This window comes from Shewanella glacialipiscicola (assembly GCF_023283485.1).
Classification (GTDB): Bacteria; Pseudomonadota; Gammaproteobacteria; order Enterobacterales; family Shewanellaceae; genus Shewanella; species Shewanella glacialipiscicola.
This window is the reverse complement of the sequence record NZ_JAKILU010000011.1, coordinates 20,438-44,511: the sequence shown is the minus strand read 5'-3', so window position 1 is coordinate 44,511 and position 24,074 is coordinate 20,438. Positions and strand designations below refer to the sequence as shown.

Here is a 24,074-nt window from a genome sequence, read left to right as displayed (position 1 = left end):
TCATTGTTATAATATTAATTAAGAGGCTGTTTTGGCTAAATTTTCAGGCTTATCCAAAGAGGTTGGACACGGGCAACGCGGTAAAGTTGGCGTGTTGTTATTGAATCTAGGCACCCCTGATGAGCCTACCGCATCTGCGGTTAGGCGTTATCTTGCAGAGTTTTTAGCGGATACTCGCGTAGTCGAAATTCCTAAATTAGTTTGGATGCTAATTTTACATGGGATTATTTTGCGCATACGTCCGGCTAAATCGGCGGCGTTGTACCAGAAAGTCTGGAGCGCTGCAGGCTCGCCGTTAATGGACATTAGTTTACGCCAAACGGCAAAGTTGGCCGAAAAGTTAAAAGCGGATAACCATGACGTTTCGGTACATTTAGCCATGCGTTACGGTAATCCTTCGGTCGCCAGTACGTTGCAGACAATGCATAAAAATGGCGTTGATAAAATCATTGTGTTACCTCTGTATCCCCAATATGCGGCGCCAACTACGGGCTCTGCTTTTGATGCGATTGCGGCTGAGTTGTCCAAGTGGCGCTATATTCCAGCACTGCATTTTATTAATACTTATCATGACAATGCTGATTTTATTAATGCGTTAGCCAGTTCGATCAGGGCTGATTTTGAAGCCCATGGTAAACCGCAAAAATTGGTGTTGTCTTACCATGGTATGCCTGAGCGTAATTTGCATTTAGGCGATCCTTATTACTGTTTCTGCATGAAAACGACTCGGCTCGTTACAGAAAAACTGGGTCTAGGTAAAGATGAGTTTGTGATGACTTTCCAATCGCGTTTTGGTAAAGCGAAATGGTTGCAACCCTATACTGACGCGACAATGGGAGCATTGCCTAAAGACGGTGTGCGTGATGTTGCTATTGTTTGCCCTGCTTTTAGCGCCGATTGTTTAGAAACGCTGGAGGAGATCGTCGGTGAAAATGGCCATATATTTACAGCTGCGGGCGGCGAGAAATTCCGTTATATTGCTGCGCTGAATGATAATGACGAACATATCACTATGATGGCTAACTTAGTTAAACCCTATTTTTAATTCGATAAATCAGAGTGTTGAAGTGATATAAAAAGGATAAGGCAACTTATCCTTTTTCTTTTTGCGGTGGTTTTATTGGCCGAAATTATTTTCGAAATAGCTTTCAATAATCAGCACCGCTGACACAGCATCGATTTGGCCTTTAGTCAGCGCCTTAAAGCCACCTAATTCAAACAGTCTGGCTTTAGCATCGGCAGTGGTTAATCGCTCATCTTGAGTGGCTATTTTTACTTTAAATTTAGCATTGATGCGATTGGCAAATTTACGCGCCCTATGGGTCATGTCTTGCTCTGTGCCATCCATATTTAAGGGGAGGCCTACGACGACTAAGTCGGGTTGCCATTCTTTGATTAAATCACCAATTTGATCCCAGTTTGGAATGCCATCGACGGCTTTAATTGACAATAATGGTGTGGCACTGGCAGTAATTTCTTGGCCTATAGCCACACCAATACTCTTAGTGCCAAAATCAAAACCTAATACAGTTTTCGAATTCATAGTGTGCAGACTTATATTAAAAATTAGGTTTAAGCATGGCCCGTTTGAGCTGAAACTTGCCAAGCATCAAATCCAAGAGTACGGCTAGCTTGCGGCCAACGGTCTTCGTGTTTAACGTCAAATAAAAGGGCATGCGTTGCAGGAATCGTTAACCAAGAATTATCAGCAAGTTCTTGTTCAAGCTGATCTTTACTCCAGCCAGCATAACCTAGAGCGACGAGAAATTTATCTGGCGATCTATTGCTTCCTATAGCGGTTAATACATCGCGGGAGGTAGTTAACATTAAACCACAATTAAGATCTGTACTGTTGGCCCAATAAGGTTGAGAGGTATGCAGCACAAAGCCACGATCTTGGGAAACGGGTCCACCCATCATAACATTGGTGTTGAGTACCATATCCGAGGAAATTTGCTCAGTAGGTAATTCCATTTGTTCTAATAAAGAATTAACTTCGATATCAAGTGGTTTGTTGATCACTAGCCCCATGGCGCCCTTGGCATCATGCTCACAGATGTAGATAACCGAGCGTTCAAAAAACGTATCATGCAGTGAAGGCATGGCAATTAAGAAATGATTCTGCAAACTCTCCATTAAACGACTCCGTTTGATATGGCTAAGTTGTATTAGCGCATAGGGTTTATTGCTGTATTGAGCGAGATTAACCGCCTGCTAATTTTACTTTGTAATGTAGCTTCTCTAGTAATAGCTTGAGTTGTTCGCGGTTGTCCGTCTGGACTTCAATGGTAAAATCTTTAACGGTTCCACCACAGCCACATTGTTTTTTAAGGGTTTGAGCCAGTATTCTTAATGCGCTTTCATCAAGACCCAAGCCAGAAATAATAGAAACACCTTTGCCTTTTCGGCCCTTACTGTCCCTATAGATCCTGACGATGCCATCGGATTCTGGAATAAGCGCAGCAACAGGCTCTGCATTAATACGGCCTTTATCGGTGCTATATACTAAAGACACATTAGGATCTGCTTTCATAGATTTTATTCATTGGTAAGAGAAGTGGCTGGTACTCATTGAGTTTACCAAATTAGAGGGGGTTCTGGGAGGTAAAAAAAGACCACTTAAGAATTATCACTAAGTGGTCCGAACAAAATGCTAACTCTTTGCAGGGAGGTAAGCATATTTTTTGAAAACGAGATTAATGAATGCGTAGAACTAGCATGATAATCAAAGCGGTAGCAGTGAGTAAGGCACTAGGCATGATAAATTTATGCAGCTTAGGTAAGGCAATTAAGCAGGCGGTGATGACGAACCCCAAAGCCGCGACTGTGGTAAAATTGGCGCCGTTAGAAAGGGCATTAATCACTAACCAACCTAGCACTATGACAGGTAAAACAAGCAGGCTTACGGGTAAGTGCCTTTTTAGCTTAGCGTTATTGGCTTCAAGTGAAATTTTTTCTGGTGCAAGGAAAAAAATAATAGACGCTACAATAAACGCGCTCGCAAACCAATACATGTACGCCACCCTTTGCTTAATCATTCAATTGATAATCATTATCATCTGGTTTTATTTTACTTAAGTCAAGTTAAATGAAATGCTAGTTTAATAATCAATTGAGTTGTAGAACCAGCAATTGCTATGTAAGCTAAATTTATATCTATAGCACTTACTTATCTTTGTTCGGTTTGTATATCTGAGGAAATTAAGATGAAAAATATTTTTATCGCGCTAGCCGCGCTGGCACTCAGTGCTTGTAGCACAATGAAGGCCGGTTGGGACTACGATCCCAGCGCCAGTTTTACGCAATATAAAACCTATGCTTGGGTTGCTCAGAAATCAGACTCTACAAATTATCACCTCGATGGTTTAATGGACCAAAGAGTAAGAGAAGCTGTTAATACACAGTTGGTAGCAAAAGGTATGACGTTAGTCGATGCCAAAGATGCCGATGTGTTAGTTAACTACTTCACTAAAGTGGATAAAAAAATCAATGTAGACACCTTTAATAGTAACTTCGGTTACAGCCCTTACTATGGGCCTGGCTGGGGATGGGGCGGTAATATGCAGACCCAAACTACGGTTAGAGAATATGAAGTGGGTACCTTGATAATTGATTTTGTTGATAATAAAACCTCTAAACTTGTCTGGCGCGGATCGGTCGTTGATACTATTCGTGATAAAAATACCCCAGAAGAAAGAGTGAAGATTATTAATGAAGCGGTGGCGAGTGTGATGGCAAATTATCCACCTAAACCCGATGCTAAGTAGTAACACTGTTCAAGCTTAAGTTTTAATAGTGTTTTAGTAAAAATGAAGCAGCCTCATGGTTGCTTTTTTTTGTGGCTGATTTTTATACATTCACACATTAAAACAGATTCTGAGTCGTTATTTACAATTTAGTTAAATTTGCTTTATTAATACTTATCATTATTTTTTGCGAAATAAGTCACAGTTAGAGTCAGTATTTTTATAACTCGCTATTATTAAAATGCTTTATTTGATGGCCTTTGATAGTAAATCGCATTTCGTTTAGTAGAGAGCTGATCTTTGCATTAAAATTACTAATGATTAATTCAAAATTAAATCATTATAGAACCTCAGACTTTTCAGGCAAAATCAGCTTCTTTGAGTTGTCGGCCGTAGTTAAGATGCATGAGACTGAGATTATTGGGTTACTTTGGCTAATAGGTATTCTTGCTGAGGCGATGACGGGCGCTTTAGCGGCGGGTCGTAAGCAGATGGATTTATTTGGAGTGGTGATTATTGGCTGCGCTACTGCGATTGGCGGCGGTACACTAAGAGACATGATGCTAGGTAATTATCCGTTAATTTGGGTTGAGAATGTGCATTACCTCATTGCCATAGCATTTGCTTCGTTACTCACTGTGGTTATCGCACCCGTGATGCGCTATTTGTCTAAGTTATTTTTAGCCATTGATGCTTTGGGTTTAGCGGTATTTTCTATCGTGGGTGCGCAGAAGACCTTAATGCTGGGATTTAGCCCGACAATAGCCGTAGTGATGGGATTAGTCACTGGCGTATTTGGCGGCGTGATCCGCGATATTCTGTGTAATCAAGTGCCTTTGATTTTTAAGAAAGAACTCTATGCGGTGATTTCATTGCTGACGGCAAGTTTGTATATCCTCTTAAAAGACTATCAATTGACAGAGTGGATTAATTTGTTGATTTGTCTCAGTGTTGGTTTTAGTTTGCGTATGTTAGCACTGCGATATCATTGGTCTATGCCGACCTTTGATTATCAGGCCAATGGCGATCAACATACGCATTAGTTGTCATATTCGTCGTTTTGCTGATTGTTGTAAGACAGGGCAGCTAAGGCTGCCATGTTGATTTGAATGACTACTGAGCTTTGATCGTTTTCAGGGCCGCAAGTGCGGCATCATAATTAGGATGCTCTGTAATGTTAGGGACTAACTCTTGGTATTGCAGTTTACCCTCGGCATCAATAATAAAAATAGCTCTAGCCAGCAAGCCATAATCTTCAATTAACAAGCCATATTTTTCGCCAAAATCACGCCATACAGAATCTGATAACACCTTTATTTTATCTACGTTTTCAACTTTGCAAAAACGCTTTTGTGCGAAGGGTAAATCGGTACTGATCGTTAATATCACGACATCATCAGAAAAATGGCTCACTTCGCTATTGAAACGTTTAGTTTGTAATGCACAAACGCCCGTATCTAAGCTGGGGACTGCGCTGATGAGTATGGTTTTGCCTTTAAAGTCACTTAGCATTACTGGCGTAAAATGCTCATCAACGACTTTAAATCCTGGCGCCATTTGTGACAACTTAGGTAGCCTACCTTCTAGGGTGACGGCTTTTTCGCCCATAAGAACCTGTGTTTTATCATTGGCGATTGCATTTTGGCTTACCAGAACTAAACCATAAATACAGCTTGCGGCTAAAAATGAAACGTATTTTTGCATGAGTTTTCCTTGCGAATGAATGTCAGTGTCTTAGCGGCTATCAGTGCTTTACGGTACGCTAAAATGATACTCAGAACCATAAAAAAGGCCTGTTCGTATGCGATAGGCCTTTGATAAATGGATTAGCTTAATTGATAAGTATTATAGCTCTCGCCAACAACTAACATTTCATTGCTCAGTAGTTACTTGTTTAAAGGCAATTCTTTGACATGGATATCCATTTGTGGGAATGGAATACCGATATTCGCGGCATCTAATTCATTTTTTATTTGCTCAAGAAGCTGGAAACGTGCAGTCCAATAATCCGCTTTTGCTACCCAAGGACGCACTACGAAATTAATTGATGAGCTTGCTAATTCTGAGAGTCCAATCGTATAGGCCGGATTTTTTAGCACATATTGGTTATTGTCTAATATATTCTGAAAAATCTGTTTAGTGAGTGCAATATCAGCAGAGTAAGAGACGCCAATAACCAAATCAATACGGCGTGTATCCATTGCCGAATAGTTAGTGATTGTGCCATTCATGATTGATGAATTAGGCGCGGTAATAAGTTTGTTATCTGGCGTAAGAAGTTTAGTCGAGAAAATAGTGATCTCCTGAACCGTGCCAGCAATGCCCGCAGCTTCAATGTAGTCACCGACACGGCAAGGGCGGAATAATACCATTAATACGCCTGAGGCAAAGTTAGACAAAGAACCTTGTAAGGCTAAGCCTATTGCTAAACCTGCCGCACCGATAACCGCAACCAGAGATGCTGTTTGTACACCTATTTGCCCTAAGGTAGCAATGACCGCAAATACAAACACTATCGCCCAAGTGAGGTTCGCGACAAATGAGACAACCGTAGGATCCACTTTTCGACTATTAAGTAACTTGCGTACTAATCTTTGTGCTATACCCGCAAAATATTTACCTACAAAAAAAATAATTAGCGCAAATAATATTTTTAAGCCATAAGTGATAAGCAAATCAGGTGCTTGTTTTAATAAACCTTCTAGGTTTTCCATTGAGTTATTCCTTAAATGTACGCGAACAAAAACTACTTAATTGTTGACGATAAATTGTACTCGTCGATTTAAACTGCGCCCTTCGCTAGAACGGTTATCCGCGACAGGTTCAGATATTCCTTTACCAACTACAGTAAAGCGATTTGGATTAAAGCCATAATCTTCAACTAAAATCCGTTTTACGTTTTGAGCTCTTTTCAGGGAGAGTTGATAATTAAACTCTGGAGTGCCGACGACATCCGTGTGCCCAATCAAAGTTAATGCAACATCATTTTGCTCTAAAAATGCTTTTACAAAAGCGAGAGTTTTCCATTGAGCAAAGTTAACTTCAGCAATAGCAAAATCAAAATACACTACCGCCGATGAAATATCATAACAATCAGCGCTTGCCTGATTAAGATTGGTAGAGCCACAGTCGAGTGACGCCCCTGTTGTGATTTTAGCCGCTTCAACCGGCGCTTCAGGGCAACCATTAGCCATAACAGCGGTATTAAGCGGCGTATTTGGACAGGCATCTTTGATATCCGGTACGCCATCTCGATCGCTATCTGTCCAAGCAAATACAGGCGATGTTAGGCTTAAACATAGGATTAAAAGCGACAGTTTAATCCAACTGGACTGGGAATTATTCACCACAAACCCCTTTTATATGATAAGCCTTAGCCAAAATCACTAAGAGTTATGACTTGTTGTAGCACGACCATCTTAGCGAGTCATTCTATCGATTTAGACACATTTCGCCAAGTTAAACTGCTTATACAAGCGAGAGACGTGATAGTAACAATCTATTGAGTATATTCAGGTTTACATTATTTCGTATGCCAAAGAGTCATTGTAAGCGTACATTTTATCGCTTAGTGTGCCTTTGGAGTATATGGCAAACTATACAACATGGTTTTTTGGCGTTAGAGTCCTGTGCCTGTAAAGTACCAAGCAGATCCTAAGTCGAGGACAAGATGATAGATTTACGCAGTGATACCGTTACTCAGCCAACCGCCGCGATGCGTTTGGCCATGTCCAGAGCAGAAGTTGGCGATGATGTTTATGGTGATGATCCTAGCGTCAATCACTTGCAAGAGATGGCCGCCGACATGTTTGGCTTTGAAAGCGCATTATTTACCTGCTCAGGAACCCAAGCTAATTTATTGGCTTTGATGGCCCATTGCGAACGTGGTGATGAGTATCTGTGCGGCCAGCAAGCGCACAATTATAAATTTGAAGGGGGGGGCGCGGCTGTTTTAGGTAGTATTCAACCACAGCCCATTATCAATCAAATGGATGGCAGTATTGCTTTAGCCGATATTGAAGCTGCGATTAAACCCGATGATATCCATTTTGCCCGCACGCGTTTACTGAGTTTAGAAAATACGATTGGCGGTAAGGTATTGCCACAGCACTATTTAGCCAGCGCGCAGGCGCTTGCTTTTAATCGTGGTTTAAAAATTCATTTAGACGGTGCGCGGGTCGCTAATGCTGCCATTGCGCAGAATATTGCAATAAGTGACATTACCGCGCATTTTGATTCAGTATCGATTTGTTTATCGAAGGGACTATGCGCCCCAGTCGGCTCATTGCTCTTAGGTGACGAGCGTTTAATTAACAAAGCCATACGTTGGCGTAAGATGCTCGGCGGGGGCATGCGCCAAGCTGGTATCCTTGCTGCTGCGGGTACACTCGCATTAACTGAGCAAGTGCAAAGACTGAGTGAAGATCATGACAACGCAGCGTATTTGGCTCGCCAGTTAGTCGAGTTGAGCGAATTCGACATAGATTTAACCGCAGTACAAACCAATATGTTATTTGTCAAATTAGCGGCCCATGTTGATGCAGATTTATTGGCGAAACACTGTCGTTCAGAAGGTATTTTGATAAGCCCAGGGCGTACGATCAGGCTTGTGACTCACAAAGATGTGAGCCGTCAGGACATAGACAAAGTGTTGCGTGTTGTTAAGCAGCACTTTACCGCCTAGGCACAGCTTGCTTTAAAATCTTTAATGCCCGAGCTTTGTCTCGGGCATTTTTATTTACGGGTATAACGTGATGTTGAATTATACCAATCACATTAAATATCTAATCAGTTCAGAGCCTCACAGGTATTTCAATCCGAGGCGTATTGGCGTAGAAATGGTTATTCCCTTTTAAGTCAATGCAACACGGGAGTGGGATACCTGTGAGGCTCCCAAAGGGCGGGTTTCAAAGCGCTTTATACTGCGTTTAAGGCTTTCGACAGAGCACCACTATGTCTTCAATCCTTCGCCTTGTCTAAAGCGCGTTGAACTCCCGCTGAATGAACAGATATTTAATACGATTGGTATTACTAAGCCATCAAGGATTTATTTGTGAAATCAAGCCTTAGACTACGGGCGAAATATTTGTGCTTATCTATACTCAAAACAACAAGATTATAAAGCTAAGGTAAATTTAGGTTGAAGCCTAATAACAATACTAATAAAGGGGTCGATTATTGGACAAATCGGATCAGTGAATTAGAAATGCCCGCACTGTGTTCGACGGTTAAATCGCTAGAAAAACTCGCCAAGGATGACGTTTCCTCTCTTGCATTACTTGGGCGTAGCGTGATGCACGATAACGCCTTAACCTCTCGTATTCTTCGAGTCGCCAATAGTGCTATTTATCATAAGGGGAGTAGCCAAATCTCCACCGTTAGCCGCGCCGCGATAGTGCTTGGTTTCGATGCGGTGCGAAATATCTGTATCACCGCCAAGTTACTCTCAAGCTTGTTAGAGAGTAAAAATCTCGCCCAAAATGTATATCAAAGATTAATCAAGTTGATGGCCAAGGCATTTCAAGCAGCCATGATTGCGCGGATGATGCTCAGTCATCATGACGAGGAGATGCAGGAGGAAGCCTTTATTGCCTCTTTGTTGTATCACATAGGCGAGAGCGCTTTTTGGAGTGTTGGGGGCGAGTTTACCGAAGAGTTAGATTTAACGCTCAGCCAATGTGAAACGCCCGCCGAAGAAAGAAGTGCTACCCGCGAAGCACTAGGTACTTCTTTTTTACAGCTCACCCAAAGTATTGCCCGCAATTGGGGATTGGGAGAGTTGCTTATCCAAGCGTTGAATTATCCTGAGGACCAGCGGCCAGACATTCGGGCTATTTTTCTTGCTGATAAGCTTTGCGATATTTTATCGCAGCCCACTCTCAATAAGCTCGAACTAGCAAAACGCATGACTCAAGCGGCGAGTTTTACTGGGCTAGAAGAGAGTGAGTTTTTGGTACGGATGCAACGCTGCGCGAATGCGACCCATAAGTTGGCAGAAGTGTACGGTGCTAATGTGTTACTCGATTACTTACCCGAACCTCAACGTTTTGTCGCTGCTGAACCCGATCTGCCGCCCATTCCGTTAGATATGCCAGTCTATCAAGCCAACTTGAATGTGCAGTTGGCTAAGCTGCGGGAATTGACAGGCTTTGCCATTAATAAAGCGGATTTTAATCAGATAATGCAAACGGTTCTTGAAGGCATTCTTGAGGGAGTCGGTGTTGACCGCTGCGGCGTACTCTTATTATCGCCCAGCCGTAAACAGCTCCAACCTAGGGTGATACTAGGCAGTGATGCCGATGCGATAAAACAAGAGTTTATTATCGATTTAACTGACAAGCGCGGGCTATTTTATCAAGCGATGGAGCATAAGGCGCCACTTTGGGTGGACGATCCCTGTTCTAAAAAATGGCAGGGACAGTGCAAGGAGTTGCTAGCGCGGCACCTGTCACGGCAGGGCTTTTTACTGGCGCCTTTGTTGGTTGATAGCAAAGTGATCGGGTTTTATTACGCAGATCGGGGCCCTTCACAAAGGGCATTTGAAGACGTAGATTTTCAAAGCTTCATCCACTTCTCCCAATTGGCAAATGTGTGTTTTACTGTTTCTTCAAGGTAGCGCTCGCGGTGAATTACTGTATTTTAAAGCTATTTTTTAAACTTTGCTCTTTCGAAACCGCATTTATGGGAGTGCGGCGTTACTGTTTATTTGTGGCGTTAATCTCGGTGGTGACCTGTTTTGCTATCTCATTGGGGATTGGGAAACTTAAGTGGTATTGCGCAATTTTCCAGTTACCATCGGTTTTGATCAAAGTGCCGGTTCCTCGGCTGACGCCATAGGCGGGGCTGTTTAATAACTCATCGAACAATATGACCTCGCCATGTTGGATTAAATGTCGCTCGGTTAAATCATAGCGCCAACCTTTTGTAGGGCGGGAGTAATGTTCAAATTCCGCCATTCCCCAACGCTCACTCGCATCCGTGCCAATAAAAATGCCGTCTTTTCGGTACAGGGCAAAATACTTATCCCAATCGGCATCGCTCGAATATTGGTTGAGTAAATCTAACACCTGAGCCGCAGCTTGTTGGTCTGGGCTCGACACTGTTTGAGCTTTTTGTATTTGAGCTTTTTGTGTCGGCGAGTCCTGTGCTTGTGCACTTACCTTAACACCGCTAAGCATTAGCGCGCTGAACAGCAACCCCAAAGTCGCGCGATTAATATGAGTGGCACGACTCACATTAGCGGGACGATTAACAGTAGAACCTTTAACTGCAAATGTATAAGTGTCTTTGAGCATTTTACGTGCCTCCTGTTTGAGTGTTTAATACCAGTTTATCGGATCGAGTTGATAAAAGCGGCTCAGTTCCCGATATAAGTCTGGGTGTTGTCGGTAGAAATCCTCTGGTTTTTCAAAAAAGACTTCAGTAATAACGGCAAAAAATTCAGCGGGATTCGTCGCACCATAGTAATTAAACAATGAGGGCGCGCCTATTTGGGCACAATGCTGTAATTGGGTAAAAGCATGGCTTAGTACGTTGGACCAAGTGCTGTAATCGGCAAAATGCTGCAGTATCGGCGCGCCATTGGCTTGGCCATCTTCTTGATCAAGCTGGTGAGCAAACTCGTGGATAACAACGTTATTGCCATCGTGGGGATCGGCGGCGCCATCTACAGTATTTTTCCACGAGAGCACTACTTTGCCATATTCCCACGACTCGCCCGCCAGCACATTGCGCTCTGCCCACACAATACCGTTTGCATCTTGATGCTGATTATTAACGATAAAGGCATCGGGGTAGACTAAGATTTGTGTCAGTTTGGGGTAAAAATCCGTTTTACGATTCAGTAATAAAAGACAAGCTTGGGCGGCTATGGTGACTTTAACTTCATCGGTAATTTCAAAACCATCGCAGCTAACAAATATCTTTTCATCAATAAATATTTGAATATGCCGCTTGAGTTGTAGCTGTAAATCGGTTGGTAGCGCATGAAAGTAAGGCAACCTTTGTTTAAGGATCACTCGCCAACTTTTAGGAAATGGTCTTGCCGCTATACGACGTCGATGTAATGTTTTACGCCAACGGGTTGAGATTAACCAAGCTATTGCGGCAACGCTAAGTAGCACAGTGAGTGAGATCGCGAGCATAATGTGCCTTTAGCAAGATGAAATGTCGTTAACTACATTATTAGCTAATGGGGACAAAGCCGAGTGAAGTCAACCTTTGGGGTAAAAACAACAGAGTGACGACTTCATTACCAGCATATTATTATCACTTTCCTGCTTTTAGCTACCGTTCACGAGTGACCGAAATATTAATGTAAGACACAAGTATTTAAATCGCTTGGTATTGAGCATATTCAAGCCGAGACCAGTGCGCGTTATCTCAAACATCTAAATCTAATGGTGTTTACGATTAAGCGCTTATAAGATTGCCGTTTATAGATAATAGATTTGCAAACGTACATGTGCGTATTGTTACTGGCCTAATAAGCTAAACGTGTAGGCATATTATGTTAAAAGCTTATGCTCTAAGGCATTTTAGCCCTATATCGATAAGTGCTGGTAAATAAGATTATGGTATTTTTGATAGCATCTCTCAGCTATTTTTTGCGACTGGAGCGCACAGGCAAATGATTTGGTTTTGCGGTAATATATAGCGCTAAATAGCGTGGGGGATAATGAAGTGGATCAACAGTTACTGATTGATGCGGTTAACCAGACTATGCCGTTTGGCAAATACGCAGGGCGTAAATTATTAACATTACCCGAGCCTTATCTTGTGTGGTTTCATAAGCAAGGGTTTCCTCAGGGGAAGTTGGGTGAGCAATTAGCCTTGATGTATGAAGTTAAGCTAAATGGCTTAGAAGGCATGCTAAAACCGTTATTGAAATGAGTTCCCTTCCTTGGCATAAAAATATTGCTTTTGCGATAAGTGTTGTATTTCGTGATAGAGATTAGCGATTTATTGTTGTGAGCGTGCTTTAATGCGGCATATTAGTAAAACAAAAGGAACATAGGCATGATAGCAAAATTGGTAAAATTAGCAGCGGTAGCAACGTTAGCGTTAGGCATGTCAAGTGCTTGGGCGCAGGGCGTAACCCACGAAGGTACTGTTGTTGATACTATGAATGGTGGCGGTTACACCTACGTACAGATTAAAGAAGCTGACACAACTTTTTGGGCAGCGGGTCCTGAAACTCAAGTGAATAAAGGCGATAAAGTGTCTGTAGTTGAGCAAATGTGGATGAATGAATTCACTAGCAAAACGTTGAATCGCACCTTTGATAAACTGTTATTTGTGGGTCAAATCGATAAGAAATAGTCAGTTGTATTGAGTGCACTTTGCACCTCATCGATTAAGCGGCTTCGATATTTACGAGGCCGTTTTTGTTTCTATTGCTTAATGGCGTTAAATATCAGTTTTTGGCTATCTCAATGGGGCTAAACGCGGCAAAATATCACTATTTTTAGCTATGCTTTAGTCGGAGGAACAATTAAGTGGCGGCGTTTGAACAGTTTGACATCCAGCCTTATCAATCATGTTATGCCCTTGAGGTGAGTGAGTTATTTCATCTTTGCGTGCATAGTATCAATCATGCCCGTTATTCATCGGCGCAGCTTGCGGCTTGGTCAGCGGCGCCAAGATCGGCTAAACATTGGGATTTGCGCTTAAGACGCTCAAAAGCGTGGGTGGTATTGGCCAAAGATGCCCTAGCAACATCGGCAATCTGTATCGGTTTCATTAATATTGAAACCCATTTTAGCCAGCAAGGTTACCTTGATAGTTTATATATACATCCGGATTATCAGCGCAAGGGATTAGGCGAACGTGCTTACCTTGTTGTAGAAGATTGGGCTAAGGCGCAGGGGTATTCTCGTTTGAGCCTGGATGCATCCTATTTATCGAAAGGATTATTTAATCAAATGGGCTTTACGCAGGTACAGGCCAGTTACCAGCAAAAACGAGGGCAAATTATTCGCGGCTTTTATATGGTTAAAGAGATTTAATCATTGTTCAACTTTGGTTTTAAACAGTAGTGCAAAGAATCGTGCTGTAAAGCATGGGCGTAAGGCAGTTGAAGGTGACTATTCTATTTGTAGCAAAATACCGTTAATCTCAATCTATTAACAATTGAATCTAAGGGCTGAGAATGAAGATTCGACTATTTACGCCAGCGGATGTTTCGCAGCTTGCGGCAATCTTTGAGGCAAGTGTTATGCAAGGCTCTGGCGAGTATTACTCGTTTGCTGAACGTTCAGCTTGGGCTTATATCGAAGGCGAGAGCCGCAGCGACAGTTATTGGCTTGAGCGTCTTAAAGGAACCACTATTTGGGTGGCTGAGACGGAAAACATGTTGGTAGGTTTTATCAATCTTAAGGTGGGTGATGACAGTGAGGTTGAAGCTTCGGCCGAAATCGAATGTTTATTTGTCCATCCTGAATATGCACGCTCTGGCGTAGCAACCACTTTATATTTTGCGTTATTTGAACAAGTAAAAGCCTTAGCCCTTAAACGATTAATGGTTGAAGCATCCTATTTAGCGCGGCCTTTTTTTGAGAAACAGGGCTTTCGTAGTACGCGCCGAAATGAGCATAAACGCTTTTTAAATACGCTAGATAAGAGTAAAGGGCAGGCCGCTCAAGTTCTGGTTAACTTTAGCATGACCCTTGCCCTCTAATAGGTAAGTACTGCTGTTAATTCGCGCCAGCTAAATATTAAACCGATGGCATCAAACTTTAGTCGTTTGCTGATAAATCAAATACTAACGCGGTGATTTGACCAGCAGTCGCGCTAAAGTCGACACTGGTAAGCTGGGTTAAATGTGCGCCATCACCAGGGGTCAATGTCGTGCCGTTGATATCCAATGTGCCTTCAATCAATTGCACATACAGATGACGACTCACTTGTATGGGCGTTCTGTCCATTGTTACGCTTTCACCTTCGCTCAGCATTAAACGATAAACGGTGGCATCTTGTTGTACTTTAAGCGTGCCATTGTCACCAGTGGGAGTCACCACGGCCGTCAGTGCAGAGCTTTGCTCGAAGGCTTTTTGCTGATAACCCGCATCGATACTTAAGGTGTCGGGGCGGATCCAAATCTGTAAAAAGTGTAGCGGCTCAGTATTAGAGGCATTGAACTCACTGTGATAAATACCTTTACCCGCTGACATTAATTGAAACTCGCCCGCGGGTAAGATTTTGATATTACCGAAGCTATCCTTGTGGGCGATAGTGCCGGATATCACGTAACTGATGATCTCCATATCTTTATGACCATGAGTATCAAAACCTGCGCCGGGTGCCACTGTGTCATCATTAATCACTCTTAAGGATGAAATTCCCATGTGGGCTGGATCGTAGTAGCTAGAAAAAGAGAAAGTGTGTTGACTCTTTAGCCAGCCTAAATCTGCCTGACCGCGATCCTGTGCTTTGCGTAGTGTGATCATCTTGATTCCCCTTATTTGATGCGGCTAGCTAAAAGATTGTCGAGTGATAATTTACCTGCACCTGAAACTGCCAGTGATGCTGTGGCTGCCAGTAGTGCTAAACCAAATTCATAACCGTTGTTAGCAAGGAACAACCCATTACCTATATGTACTGAGAAAATCGCGATAACCATGGTGAATGACAATACTAGAGCCGTTGGGCGAGTGAGTAGACCCAATAACAACAACAGTCCACCAAAAAACTCACTTGAACCTGCCATTAAAGCCATTAAGTAACCCGGCGTTAGGCCAATTGACGTCATCCATTGGCCTGTTCCCTCTAAGCCATAGCCACCAAACCAGCCAAACAGTTTTTGTGAACCATGGGCGATTAAGATAATCCCGATAGGAATACGCAGTGCCAGAGGTGCAAAACTTGGTGCCGATTTCAGTATTTTTGTAATGAGTGTTTTCATGGTATGTTCCTTCTTTCAAATTATTTAAATTATGTTTAAGTATTATTTAAGCGTGTTATTAACGGGTTCTTCATTGTCTTTAGTCGTGTATCTGAAAGAACACCTCTATTGCTAAGCAGTGTAGACTTGATCTTTACTGAAAAAAATCGGAACATTTTCAATTTTTATTTCAAATAATTTGAACAAGAGGTGTGTATGTTGCCATCTATTAGTCTTGATGGATTAATCGTGCTCGATGCGATTGATAAAAAGGGCAGTTTCTCTGCTGCGGCGGAGTCTTTGTTTCGAGTACCGTCGGCGTTGACTTACACAGTACAAAAACTAGAAAGTGATTTAGGGACGAAATTATTCGAACGTAAAGGCCAGCGCGCAGAGCTGACCTTAGTTGGTCAACTGGTATTGCGCCAAGGTCGAGAAATCCTCGCCGCAACATCAAGGCTTGAAGAGGCAGTACGTCAATTGGAGACGGGCTGGGAGTCTTCGCTAACCTTAGCCATAGATACCGTGGTGCCAGATTTACCCCTGTTGCAGTTGATTGGTGAATTTACTGAGCTAGGCAAGCAAGTGGCCGTGAATATTAGTGAAGAGTCCTTGGGTGGCGGCTGGGATGCACTCTATTCGGGCCGTGCCGATATTGCGATTGGCGTGACGGGTGAGAGGCCCAAAGGCCAATATCATGTGGTTGAAATGGGTGAATTAGAGTTTGTGTTTGCTTTAAATCCTGCCCACCCATTAGCGCAACATAGAGATCCTATTCCGACTGAGGCCTTATTGCAGTTTCCCTCGATTGTGGTAGCCGATAGTTCAACCGCACTAGCGCAACGTTCAAGCGGTTTATTTGATAGTCGCCAAGTGATTAGAGTGCCGAATATGCAGACCAAAATTAAGGCGCAGCAATTAGGGTTAGGTGTGGGCTATATTCCAAAGCACCTGATCTTGGATGCATTGGCTACGGGGGCGTTAGTTGCTTGTCAGGTAGAAATCCCGCGTCCAGCCCAAAAGGTATTTATGGCTTGGCGTAAAGATAAAGAGGGTAAAGCGCAGGCATGGTTTACTGAGCGCTTACCCCAATGTGCTTGGCTATTTTAAGTTGCCGCTTTAAGTTTGAGTTTGCCATTTAGGAAGGATGCGCAACTACCAGGTGCAGCGTTTATTTGCCGCGCGGCCTGTGGCTGGTGTAATGCACGTGTTGTGACCACAAATCCGATAAATTAGGTGAGCGCTTTAAAAAACGAATAAATGCCTGTGGTAAGGTCAATGATTCCATCGATTCCTGCCAGCGTGCTTGCAATAGTGGATGATAACCTTCTTTCCCTGCAGCGGTGTAAGAGGTTGAAACACCTACATACAGTGATTCATATTCTACTGTTTGCCAAAGGGATTGGCTGCCCTGTTGCATCATTTCTAGCCTAAATAAACGCTCGCCCAATGGCCGTCTACCATCGTAGTAGTAACGTAAACCATAGGTATACGGGAAGCTACCTGCACCTGTACCCAGCACGCTATTGTTAGTGGCGGAGTTAATGGCAGACTCTAATGCTTGATACAGAAACTGGCCTTGGATTTCATACTTTACTAGCGGTAATTCGAATGGCAGTAATTGCCCCATCACATCAGCAAGCGTCAATTGCCCTTGGGAAACAGACTGGCGCACACCGCCAGCGTTATGCAGGGCAAAGTTTATCCGTGGGTCAACAAGTTTAGCCTCTTGAAACATGCTGCGACTCACCCAAGGCGCAATTTGACTGCCGTGGGGCAAACTTTTTGAGGGCAAACGAGTATGGACTAAATTTTTAGGAACTTGTGCGATGACATAATTTTCCATCTCGGCAATAGCGGGTTTATAGATGTCCCTAATCACGCCGGCGATATCAGCATCGGCTTCGTCCCACAAAATATGTGGATGTTGGTTGAGTTGCTGACGTACAGCTTGGTAGTCGGTATCGTTGACCGCGACGTTAGCACTTAGCACAAAATGTTGATCGAGCATGAAGTAGTTGCCGCCGTTTAAGGTTAGCATTTTACCTTCAGCATCAAAGGTTATCTCGGCTAGGCCGACCACTTCAGCATATTTGCCCGCATGCACTATTGGCGTGTTATTGATGACTTCACCGTAGGGCATATTACTCAAACCCAGCGCGTTAAAATCGCCCTGTAACGTATGAGTATGTCCCCCTACGATAAGGCTAATGCCCTCGATTTCGGCCGCAAGACGTTTATCCTGATCTAAGCCTAAATGACTGAGTACAATAATATGCTTGATACCTTGTTGTTTAAGATGCTCAACCGTACGCGCCGTGGTGGCAATGGCATCAACAAAATGGGTATCGGGATCGGGACGTGCTATCTCTTTCATCTGATCTAAGGTAATGCCGATGATGGCCAGCGTTTTATCGTGAAAAGGCTTAAGTAGGTATTTGGCTAGTTTTAGTTCATGGTCATAGTCCAAAATATTAGGTAAACCGCGCAAACAACCCGGTTTATTAATATCCTCTTGGCTTAAATCCATATTGCCCGCAAGCAATGGGAAATCAATCTGCTTAGCAAACTCGGCAAGTGTTGCGTTACCTTCATCGATATCGTGATTACCAATGACCATCGCATCGGGCGCTAACAAGTTGAGTAAGTGAGCGTTAGCCTTACCCTTAAAGTGGCTGAAATAAAGTGTACCCTGAAAGCTATCGCCGCCGTGCAAAAAGATAAAAGGTGTATTGGCTTCAGTCGCCGCTTGGCGCGCCTTGGCAATATGATGGCCAATACGGGCATAACCACCGCTATGGCTAGTCATATCAAGCTTAAGATGACCTACTGTTAGATTAAATTGCACGCGGCTAGGTTCAAAATTGGAATGGGTATCATTAATGTGCGCGAGTGAGAGTGTGTAACTCTGTTTCATAACTGACCTCTATTACGGCGGGAAATGATAGCTGTCTCCCCTAAAACAAGTAAGGGAGCTAGGCTCCCTTACTTCATTAATTGCTGAATTATACGCGTTTTAGCCAGATTTGGCTTCATCGTCATCGGATGCGGCTTCAAAATCACCATCATCGGATAGACGAATGCCTTTTTGTTTCATGCGTTTAGTCCACAGTTTTCGGGCTAATTGTTGCATATCGGTGGCAGGATCGTTCAAGTCAACAATCTCCAGTCCTAACATAGACTCGATAATATCTTCTTGAGTAACGATTCCTTGGCTGCTGCCGTATTCATCAACGACCATAGCAATTTGGGTATTACGTTTAATCATTCTCTCAAATAATGGCAGGATTTTTGCCGTTTCAGGCACCACAAATAGACTGCGTTTAAGTTCACCAATCGGGGCGTCTGGTGTATAACGCTCAGCCAGCAGAACATCGGTACGAGTGATGTAACCAATCACATCATCATGATCTTGGTCATACACAGGAATACGGCTAAAAGGCTTTTCGCGATATTGGCGCACAAACTCATTTTGCGTTAAATCAATCGGTAATGAGAACATCACAGTACGTGGCGTCATAATTGCGGTGACTGGCATATCTCGTACTTTAAGCATTTGAGTTAAAATCTTTGACTCTTGCTCATCGAGCTCACCCGATTCATGGCCGATTTTTGCCATTGCGCTCATTTCTTGGCGGATATATTGGCCGTCATCGCCTTTACCCATTAAACGAGTCACTTGCAGTGACATCCAGATCAGCGGTTTAGTGACACGCTTCATCCATGTCACGGCAATAGAAACACTCGGTGCGAGACTACGCCAATGATTGGCACCCAGTGATTTAGGAATAATTTCTGAGAAGAACAGGATAATAAAGGTTAATACGCCTGAAAACACACCTAGCATGTCGTCACCAAATACTTTTGCAGCCTGAGCACCCGCAACGGCAGCGCCGACGGTATGTGCAATCGTATTTAGGGTGAGAATTGACACTAAAGGAGCCTCGACATTCTCTTTCAATTTACGTAAACGAGAGGCTGCGGCACTGTCGGTCTGTTCGAGTGAAGCGATATAACTGGGGGTAACAGAAAGAAGAACCGCTTCGAACACACTGCACAGAAAAGATACTGCGACAGCGACAAGCACTATAATGATGAGGGTTAACATATAGGTGGAATTACAACTCCGTATTTTAGGCCAACATTAGCCCAGCAGTATTCTATCATAGGTTAATTGAGTTACTGGCTAAAATTTATTTGCGTCTGTATAATTCGCCGCCCTGTTGCAGGATTCGGTTTTTGATGTTGAGGTTAGTTATATGAGTGAAAAAAAGATCAATTTGTTAGACCTTGATCGTAAGGCAATGCGCGCATTATTTGCGGATATGGGGGAAAAACCCTTTCGTGCCGACCAACTCATGAAATGGCTTTATCATTTCGGTGTCAGTGACTTCGAAGAGATGACCAACATCAACAAAGTGTTACGTCAAAAGTTGGCGGCGCGCTGCGAAATCGTTGCACCTGAAATAGCCAGTTTTCAAAAGTCGACCGATGGTACCATTAAATTTGCGATCAACGTTGGCCAAGGCCAAGAAGTCGAAACGGTTTATATTCCCGAGGAAGAACGTGCCACCTTATGTGTGTCATCACAGGTGGGATGTGCCCTTGAATGTACTTTCTGCTCTACCGGCCAGCAAGGGTTTAACCGTAACTTAACGGTTTCTGAAATCGTCGGCCAAATCTGGCGTGTATCGCACTTTTTAGGTTTTGCTAAAGACACCGGCGAGCGTCCTATCACGAACGTGGTGATGATGGGCATGGGCGAGCCATTATTGAATTTAGCTAACGTTATTCCTGCAATGGACATCATGCTCGATGATTTTGGTTTTAGTTTATCAAAACGTCGCGTGACCCTATCAACATCAGGCGTGGTTCCAGCGTTAGATAAATTAGGTGATGCGATTGATGTGGCTCTTGCGGTCAGTATTCATGCACCAAATGATGAGCTGCGTGATATTTTAGTCCCCGTTAATAAAAAATATCCGCTGAATGAGTTTTTAGCGGGTATTCGTCGTTATATTGCTAAGTCCAATGCTAACCGTGGCCGCGTCACAGTTGAGTATGTGATGCTCGATCATATTAACGACAGCACAGACCAAGCCCATGAGTTAGCTAAATTGATGGTTGATACGCCTTGTAAGATAAATTTAATTCCATTTAACCCTTACCCTGGTTCACCTTACGGCCGTTCGTCTAATTCTCGAATTGATCGTTTTTCTAAGGTGTTAATGGAATACGGTTTTACTGTGATTGTGCGTAAAACCCGTGGCGATGATATTGATGCGGCCTGTGGTCAGTTAGCCGGAGATATTCGCGATAGAACCAAGCGTTTAGCAAAAAAACGCATGCAAGAAAACCAGATATCAGTCACAATGGATTAACTCTTTGTTTGCACAGATTTATAGGCTTGCCAATGAAGCATGGATTGCCAAAGTTTTCGTTAGTGTTAACCCTGTCTTTATTCATTACAGGGTGCGTTACTGAGCGTACTTATACCGGAACCGATATTCCTGTTTCGGAGCGAAAGTTAGACAAGGTCGCCGCTGCGCGTGAGCGGATGCAACTGGGATTAACCTATTTAAATCGAGGCAATTCAGAACAAGCTAAATATAATCTCGATAAAGCATTAGAATATGCTCCAGAGCTTGAAGATGTCCATATTGCTTTGGCTTATTACTACCAAACCGTGGGCGATTTAGTACGTACCGAAGAGTCGTACATGAATGCCATTAGTACTAAGGACGCCTCTGGCGATTCCATGAATAATTTCGGGGTGTTTTTGTGTCAACAAAAGCAATACAACAAAGCTGAAAAAATGTTTTTGGCCGCAATTGAAATGCCCAAATATACGCGTACTGCTTCAAGTTATGAAAACTTAGGCCTTTGTAGCCGAGAAGCTAGACAAGCAGAAAAGGCAAGACAGTATTTTCAGATGGCGTTAAAGTATGACCCGAGACGTTCGGTGTCGTTGCTGGAGTTAGCTGAGTTAGAAGCCGAACTAGGTGATTATATACAGGCGCGAAATCAATTAGCGCGTTATCACCAAGTTGCAGAACAAACTCCAGAAAGTTTAGCGCTCGGAATTCAAATAGAGCAGGCAGTGAATGATGATGCCGCTGTGAAAAGATTTGGTATTTTATTGCTTGCCAAATTCCCAGCATCACCTCAGGCCAAGCAATACAGAGCTAATTTGCATCAATGAAAGATCATGAAACCCATGCACCAGTTGAATCCTTAGTAACAGAGTCAATTGCGCCAGATGTAACGCTTGGAACTTTATTAAGACATGGCCGTGAAAAAATGGGCCTCAGCCTTCAAGAAGCAGCAGTAAAACTGCACTTACGTCCTAGTGTTCTAGAGGATATTGAAGCTGATAACTTCACCAACATTGCTTCGCCAACGTATGCCCGTGGTTATGTTAAAAACTATGCTCGTATGGTTAATGCTGATACTGCTTTGATTGAAGCCTGTTTATTACGTCAAGTGCCGGTAGTGGCTGAGCCGCCAATGCAGAGCTTTTCTCGTAAAACAACCTATCAAGCCAGTGACAAACGTTTAACTTGGCTGAGTATTTTTATTGTCATTGTGTTACTTGGTTTATTGGTCGTTTGGTGGATGCAAAAATCTACCTTACTGACAACAGTTGATTTATCACAACCTACAGCTGAAGAGGTCGCAGCGGTCAATCAAACTTTGCCGGGCGACGTACTTTTGACCGAAACCGATGCGAGCAAACAGTTAACGGAAATAGCCGCTAATGGCTCTATGTCGATTGATGGCCCAATTAAAGATACCGATGCCAGCACTATTGATGTCAGCACTGGACCTACTGACAATAATTATGCTCGAGCAGCTGACACGAGCAATGAAGATGGTGGTTCGGTCGCTGCTGCAACGGTCACCTCGCAAACGGCTCCAATGGTTCAGCAGCCTCTTGTTGCATCAACTCCTGCACCGACTCCGGTATCTCCAGCCACTAACATCAATACCGCGGCAGTAGTTGAAGGCCAATCTACGATAGATCTTCAGTTGAGCGGTGATTGCTGGATAAACATTGTCGATGCGAAAGGTAAAGCCTTAGTTGATGGCGTTAAAGGTGCTGGCGCTGTCGTGCAAGTGAGCGGTATGCCGCCGTTTAAAATTATTTTAGGTGCGCCCCATGTGGCAACCTTAAGTTTAGATGGTCAAATAGTTAGTTTGGCGGATTTCCCCAAGGGGCGTGTTGCACGTCTAACCTTGCCTAAAGTCTGATGACCACGTAATGATCTGCAGCACGAACTGAAATAGAGCGTATTAAGCATGTATAATGAAACTCCCATAAAAAGACGTCCTTCCACCCGCATTTATGTGGGTAATGTACCGATTGGTGATGGGGCGCCGATTGCTGTTCAGTCAATGACCAATACTAAGACTACCGATGTTGAAGCAACCGTTGCTCAAATTCGTGCCTTAGAAAAAGTCGGTGCCGACATAGTACGTGTCTCTGTGCCGACTATGGATGCGGCAGAAGCCTTTAAGCTCATCAAACAAGCGGTTAATGTGCCTTTAGTCGCTGACATTCATTTTGATTACCGTATTGCCTTAAAAGTGGCCGAGTACGGTGTCGATTGCCTGCGCATTAATCCAGGTAATATCGGCAATGAACAACGTATTCGTAGCGTGGTTGAATGTGCCCGTGACCACAATATTCCTATTCGTATTGGTGTAAACGGTGGTTCATTAGAGAAAGATCTAATGGACAAGTACAAAGAGCCAACACCACAAGCCTTGCTTGAATCAGCCATGCGTCATGTGGATATTTTAGACCGATTAAACTTTGAACAATTTAAGGTCAGCGTTAAAGCGTCTGATGTTTTTTTAGCGGTTGAATCCTATCGTTTATTAGCAAAACAAATTCGTCAGCCTTTGCATTTGGGTATTACCGAAGCGGGCGGCGCGCGCGCCGGTTCAGTCAAATCAGCGGTAGGTTTAGGCATGCTATTGGCCGAAGGTATTGGCGATACATTACGTATTTCGCTGGCAGCGGATCCTATCGAAGAAATCAAAGTCGGTTTTGATATTCTAAAATCGCTGCGTATTCGTAGCCGCGGCATCAACTTCATTGCCTGCCCATCGTGTTCTCGGCAAGAGTTTGATGTGATAAGTACGGTTAATGAGTTAGAACGTCGTCTCGAAGACATTACTACCGCCATGGATGTGTCTATTATCGGCTGCGTAGTAAATGGCCCAGGTGAAGCTTTAGTGTCACATATCGGCTTAACCGGCGGATACAATAAGAGCGGATATTACGACGAGGGTGAACGCCAGAAAGAGCGTTTTGATAACGACAACATAGTCGATTCCCTCGAAGCGAAAATACGTGCAAAAGCCAGCTTAATGGCCAACCGTATTCAAGTAAAAGATACAACTGAGTAATATGCGTACGCATTTGGGTATAGATTACGCCT

The 24,074-nt window shown here is 43.3% G+C and carries 27 protein-coding genes; 14 read left to right on the top strand and 13 right to left on the bottom strand.

Features of this window, described 5'->3' with window-relative positions:
- Positions 1 to 31 precede the first annotated feature (31 nt).
- Positions 32 to 1,045, top strand: coding sequence for a ferrochelatase (gene hemH / locus L2717_RS10255; protein ID WP_220773729.1), 1,014 nt, complete (start codon positions 32 to 34; stop codon positions 1,043 to 1,045).
- A gap of 72 nt (positions 1,046 to 1,117) precedes the next feature.
- On the opposite strand, the gene ruvX is transcribed toward hemH, so the two are convergent.
- From ruvX to L2717_RS10235, 4 genes are all read right to left on the bottom strand, one after another.
- On the bottom strand, positions 1,118 to 1,543 hold the full coding sequence (gene ruvX / locus L2717_RS10250; RefSeq protein WP_220773728.1) for a Holliday junction resolvase RuvX: 426 nt from the start codon (positions 1,541 to 1,543) through the stop codon (positions 1,118 to 1,120).
- Positions 1,544 to 1,572: 29 nt separating this feature from the next.
- Positions 1,573 to 2,136 (bottom strand): YqgE/AlgH family protein, encoded by a 564-nt coding sequence (locus tag L2717_RS10245; protein WP_220773727.1) that lies wholly within the window; start codon positions 2,134 to 2,136, stop codon positions 1,573 to 1,575.
- 67 nt (positions 2,137 to 2,203) lie between these two features.
- Positions 2,204 to 2,533 (bottom strand): stress response translation initiation inhibitor YciH, encoded by a 330-nt coding sequence (yciH, locus tag L2717_RS10240; RefSeq protein WP_220773726.1) that lies wholly within the window; start codon positions 2,531 to 2,533, stop codon positions 2,204 to 2,206.
- A 163-nt stretch (positions 2,534 to 2,696) separates the two neighbouring features.
- Positions 2,697 to 3,014, bottom strand: a complete 318-nt coding sequence (locus tag L2717_RS10235) for a hypothetical protein (RefSeq protein WP_220773725.1) — start codon at positions 3,012 to 3,014, stop codon at positions 2,697 to 2,699.
- Positions 3,015 to 3,206: 192 nt separating this feature from the next.
- Between L2717_RS10235 and L2717_RS10230 the strand changes: the two genes are divergently transcribed.
- A complete protein-coding gene (locus L2717_RS10230; RefSeq protein ID WP_220773724.1) occupies positions 3,207 to 3,767 on the top strand; it encodes a DUF4136 domain-containing protein in 561 nt (186 codons plus the stop codon).
- Positions 3,768 to 4,147: 380 nt separating this feature from the next.
- The gene (locus L2717_RS10225; protein ID WP_220773740.1) at positions 4,148 to 4,789 is read left to right on the top strand and encodes a trimeric intracellular cation channel family protein; all 642 of its coding nucleotides are present in this window, start codon (positions 4,148 to 4,150) and stop codon (positions 4,787 to 4,789) included.
- Between the two features lie 70 nt (positions 4,790 to 4,859).
- On the opposite strand, the gene tpx is transcribed toward L2717_RS10225, so the two are convergent.
- The 3 genes from tpx to L2717_RS10210 all read right to left on the bottom strand — a co-directional run bounded on the left by tpx (position 4,860) and on the right by L2717_RS10210 (position 7,093).
- Positions 4,860 to 5,450 carry a thiol peroxidase gene (tpx, locus tag L2717_RS10220; RefSeq protein ID WP_220773723.1) on the bottom strand — a complete coding sequence of 197 codons (591 nt, stop codon included), beginning with the start codon at positions 5,448 to 5,450 and terminating at the stop codon, positions 4,860 to 4,862.
- A 182-nt stretch (positions 5,451 to 5,632) separates the two neighbouring features.
- Positions 5,633 to 6,460 (bottom strand): mechanosensitive ion channel family protein, encoded by an 828-nt coding sequence (locus L2717_RS10215; protein WP_220773722.1) that lies wholly within the window; start codon positions 6,458 to 6,460, stop codon positions 5,633 to 5,635.
- A gap of 36 nt (positions 6,461 to 6,496) precedes the next feature.
- Complete coding sequence (locus L2717_RS10210) at positions 6,497 to 7,093, bottom strand: OmpA family protein (protein WP_220773721.1); 597 nt, start codon at positions 7,091 to 7,093, stop codon at positions 6,497 to 6,499.
- A 323-nt stretch (positions 7,094 to 7,416) separates the two neighbouring features.
- On the opposite strand from L2717_RS10210, the gene ltaE reads away from it, so the two are divergent.
- Together ltaE and L2717_RS10200 are read left to right on the top strand one after the other, a co-directional pair.
- Positions 7,417 to 8,430, top strand: coding sequence for a low-specificity L-threonine aldolase (ltaE, locus tag L2717_RS10205; protein WP_220773720.1), 1,014 nt, complete (start codon positions 7,417 to 7,419; stop codon positions 8,428 to 8,430).
- Positions 8,431 to 8,886: 456 nt separating this feature from the next.
- Positions 8,887 to 10,362: an HDOD domain-containing protein gene (locus tag L2717_RS10200; protein WP_220773135.1), complete on the top strand. Its 1,476-nt coding sequence runs from the start codon at positions 8,887 to 8,889 to the stop codon at positions 10,360 to 10,362.
- Positions 10,363 to 10,441: 79 nt separating this feature from the next.
- On the opposite strand, the gene L2717_RS10195 is transcribed toward L2717_RS10200, so the two are convergent.
- Complete coding sequence (locus tag L2717_RS10195) at positions 10,442 to 11,041, bottom strand: nuclear transport factor 2 family protein (RefSeq protein WP_220773136.1); 600 nt, start codon at positions 11,039 to 11,041, stop codon at positions 10,442 to 10,444.
- Between the two features lie 24 nt (positions 11,042 to 11,065).
- On the bottom strand, positions 11,066 to 11,890 hold the full coding sequence (locus L2717_RS10190) for a M90 family metallopeptidase (protein WP_220773137.1): 825 nt from the start codon (positions 11,888 to 11,890) through the stop codon (positions 11,066 to 11,068).
- Between the two features lie 538 nt (positions 11,891 to 12,428).
- Here L2717_RS10190 and L2717_RS10185 point away from each other — a divergent pair.
- From L2717_RS10185 to L2717_RS10170, 4 genes are all read left to right on the top strand, one after another.
- A complete protein-coding gene (locus tag L2717_RS10185) occupies positions 12,429 to 12,638 on the top strand; it encodes a DUF3820 family protein (protein ID WP_076496591.1) in 210 nt (69 codons plus the stop codon).
- Positions 12,639 to 12,764: 126 nt separating this feature from the next.
- The gene (locus tag L2717_RS10180; RefSeq protein WP_220773138.1) at positions 12,765 to 13,067 is read left to right on the top strand and encodes an NrfJ; all 303 of its coding nucleotides are present in this window, start codon (positions 12,765 to 12,767) and stop codon (positions 13,065 to 13,067) included.
- A 176-nt stretch (positions 13,068 to 13,243) separates the two neighbouring features.
- Positions 13,244 to 13,753 carry a GNAT family N-acetyltransferase gene (locus L2717_RS10175; protein WP_220773139.1) on the top strand — a complete coding sequence of 170 codons (510 nt, stop codon included), beginning with the start codon at positions 13,244 to 13,246 and terminating at the stop codon, positions 13,751 to 13,753.
- A 143-nt stretch (positions 13,754 to 13,896) separates the two neighbouring features.
- Complete coding sequence (locus tag L2717_RS10170) at positions 13,897 to 14,424, top strand: GNAT family N-acetyltransferase (protein ID WP_220773140.1); 528 nt, start codon at positions 13,897 to 13,899, stop codon at positions 14,422 to 14,424.
- Between the two features lie 58 nt (positions 14,425 to 14,482).
- Here L2717_RS10170 and L2717_RS10165 read toward each other — a convergent pair whose 3' ends face one another.
- Both L2717_RS10165 and L2717_RS10160 read right to left on the bottom strand, forming a co-directional pair.
- Entirely contained in the window at positions 14,483 to 15,193 is a 711-nt protein-coding gene (locus tag L2717_RS10165; protein WP_220773141.1) for a pirin family protein, read from the bottom strand.
- Between the two features lie 11 nt (positions 15,194 to 15,204).
- Positions 15,205 to 15,648: a DoxX family protein gene (locus L2717_RS10160; protein WP_220773142.1), complete on the bottom strand. Its 444-nt coding sequence runs from the start codon at positions 15,646 to 15,648 to the stop codon at positions 15,205 to 15,207.
- A gap of 195 nt (positions 15,649 to 15,843) precedes the next feature.
- Between L2717_RS10160 and L2717_RS10155 the strand changes: the two genes are divergently transcribed.
- Complete coding sequence (locus tag L2717_RS10155; RefSeq protein WP_220773143.1) at positions 15,844 to 16,737, top strand: LysR family transcriptional regulator; 894 nt, start codon at positions 15,844 to 15,846, stop codon at positions 16,735 to 16,737.
- Between the two features lie 61 nt (positions 16,738 to 16,798).
- Here the strand turns inward: L2717_RS10155 and L2717_RS10150 are convergent, their stop codons facing one another.
- On the bottom strand, positions 16,799 to 18,544 hold the full coding sequence (locus L2717_RS10150; RefSeq protein WP_220773144.1) for a bifunctional metallophosphatase/5'-nucleotidase: 1,746 nt from the start codon (positions 18,542 to 18,544) through the stop codon (positions 16,799 to 16,801).
- 99 nt (positions 18,545 to 18,643) lie between these two features.
- A complete protein-coding gene (locus L2717_RS10145; protein ID WP_220773145.1) occupies positions 18,644 to 19,735 on the bottom strand; it encodes a CNNM domain-containing protein in 1,092 nt (363 codons plus the stop codon).
- Positions 19,736 to 19,886: 151 nt separating this feature from the next.
- On the opposite strand from L2717_RS10145, the gene rlmN reads away from it, so the two are divergent.
- From rlmN to ispG, 4 genes are read left to right on the top strand one after another with little or no spacing between them, the layout of a single operon-like run.
- On the top strand, positions 19,887 to 21,008 hold the full coding sequence (rlmN, locus tag L2717_RS10140; protein WP_220773146.1) for a dual-specificity RNA methyltransferase RlmN: 1,122 nt from the start codon (positions 19,887 to 19,889) through the stop codon (positions 21,006 to 21,008).
- A gap of 32 nt (positions 21,009 to 21,040) precedes the next feature.
- Positions 21,041 to 21,829 (top strand): type IV pilus biogenesis/stability protein PilW, encoded by a 789-nt coding sequence (pilW, locus tag L2717_RS10135; RefSeq protein ID WP_220773147.1) that lies wholly within the window; start codon positions 21,041 to 21,043, stop codon positions 21,827 to 21,829.
- Complete coding sequence (locus L2717_RS10130) at positions 21,826 to 22,878, top strand: RodZ domain-containing protein (protein ID WP_220773148.1); 1,053 nt, start codon at positions 21,826 to 21,828, stop codon at positions 22,876 to 22,878. Before pilW ends, L2717_RS10130 begins: the two co-directional genes overlap by 4 nt.
- Positions 22,879 to 22,926: 48 nt before the next feature.
- The gene (gene ispG, locus L2717_RS10125) at positions 22,927 to 24,042 is read left to right on the top strand and encodes a flavodoxin-dependent (E)-4-hydroxy-3-methylbut-2-enyl-diphosphate synthase (protein WP_220773149.1); all 1,116 of its coding nucleotides are present in this window, start codon (positions 22,927 to 22,929) and stop codon (positions 24,040 to 24,042) included.
- The last annotated feature ends 32 nt before the right edge of the window (positions 24,043 to 24,074 follow it).

Excerpts from the sequence above, each read along its gene's own strand:
- yciH (WP_220773726.1), bottom strand. The coding sequence starts at position 2,533 with ATGAAAGCAGATCCTAATGTGTCTTTAGTATATAGCACCGATAAAGGC.
- L2717_RS10230 (WP_220773724.1), top strand. The coding sequence starts at position 3,207 with ATGAAAAATATTTTTATCGCGCTAGCCGCGCTGGCACTCAGTGCTTGT.
- L2717_RS10165 (WP_220773141.1), bottom strand. The coding sequence starts at position 15,193 with ATGATCACACTACGCAAAGCACAGGATCGCGGTCAGGCAGATTTAGGC.
- L2717_RS10160 (WP_220773142.1), bottom strand. The coding sequence starts at position 15,648 with ATGAAAACACTCATTACAAAAATACTGAAATCGGCACCAAGTTTTGCA.
- ispG (WP_220773149.1), top strand. The coding sequence starts at position 22,927 with ATGTATAATGAAACTCCCATAAAAAGACGTCCTTCCACCCGCATTTAT.
- L2717_RS10235 (WP_220773725.1), bottom strand. The coding sequence starts at position 3,014 with ATGTATTGGTTTGCGAGCGCGTTTATTGTAGCGTCTATTATTTTTTTC.
- L2717_RS10180 (WP_220773138.1), top strand. The coding sequence starts at position 12,765 with ATGATAGCAAAATTGGTAAAATTAGCAGCGGTAGCAACGTTAGCGTTA.
- L2717_RS10150 (WP_220773144.1), bottom strand. The coding sequence starts at position 18,544 with ATGAAACAGAGTTACACACTCTCACTCGCGCACATTAATGATACCCAT.
- L2717_RS10190 (WP_220773137.1), bottom strand. The coding sequence starts at position 11,890 with ATGCTCGCGATCTCACTCACTGTGCTACTTAGCGTTGCCGCAATAGCT.
- L2717_RS10145 (WP_220773145.1), bottom strand. The coding sequence starts at position 19,735 with ATGTTAACCCTCATCATTATAGTGCTTGTCGCTGTCGCAGTATCTTTT.
- L2717_RS10130 (WP_220773148.1), top strand. The coding sequence starts at position 21,826 with ATGAAAGATCATGAAACCCATGCACCAGTTGAATCCTTAGTAACAGAG.
- pilW (WP_220773147.1), top strand. The coding sequence starts at position 21,041 with ATGAAGCATGGATTGCCAAAGTTTTCGTTAGTGTTAACCCTGTCTTTA.
- L2717_RS10170 (WP_220773140.1), top strand. The coding sequence starts at position 13,897 with ATGAAGATTCGACTATTTACGCCAGCGGATGTTTCGCAGCTTGCGGCA.
- L2717_RS10155 (WP_220773143.1), top strand. The coding sequence starts at position 15,844 with ATGTTGCCATCTATTAGTCTTGATGGATTAATCGTGCTCGATGCGATT.
- L2717_RS10245 (WP_220773727.1), bottom strand. The coding sequence starts at position 2,136 with ATGGAGAGTTTGCAGAATCATTTCTTAATTGCCATGCCTTCACTGCAT.
- rlmN (WP_220773146.1), top strand. The coding sequence starts at position 19,887 with ATGAGTGAAAAAAAGATCAATTTGTTAGACCTTGATCGTAAGGCAATG.
- tpx (WP_220773723.1), bottom strand. The coding sequence starts at position 5,450 with ATGCAAAAATACGTTTCATTTTTAGCCGCAAGCTGTATTTATGGTTTA.
- L2717_RS10225 (WP_220773740.1), top strand. The coding sequence starts at position 4,148 with ATGCATGAGACTGAGATTATTGGGTTACTTTGGCTAATAGGTATTCTT.
- ruvX (WP_220773728.1), bottom strand. The coding sequence starts at position 1,543 with ATGAATTCGAAAACTGTATTAGGTTTTGATTTTGGCACTAAGAGTATT.
- L2717_RS10195 (WP_220773136.1), bottom strand. The coding sequence starts at position 11,041 with ATGCTCAAAGACACTTATACATTTGCAGTTAAAGGTTCTACTGTTAAT.
- L2717_RS10215 (WP_220773722.1), bottom strand. The coding sequence starts at position 6,460 with ATGGAAAACCTAGAAGGTTTATTAAAACAAGCACCTGATTTGCTTATC.
- ltaE (WP_220773720.1), top strand. The coding sequence starts at position 7,417 with ATGATAGATTTACGCAGTGATACCGTTACTCAGCCAACCGCCGCGATG.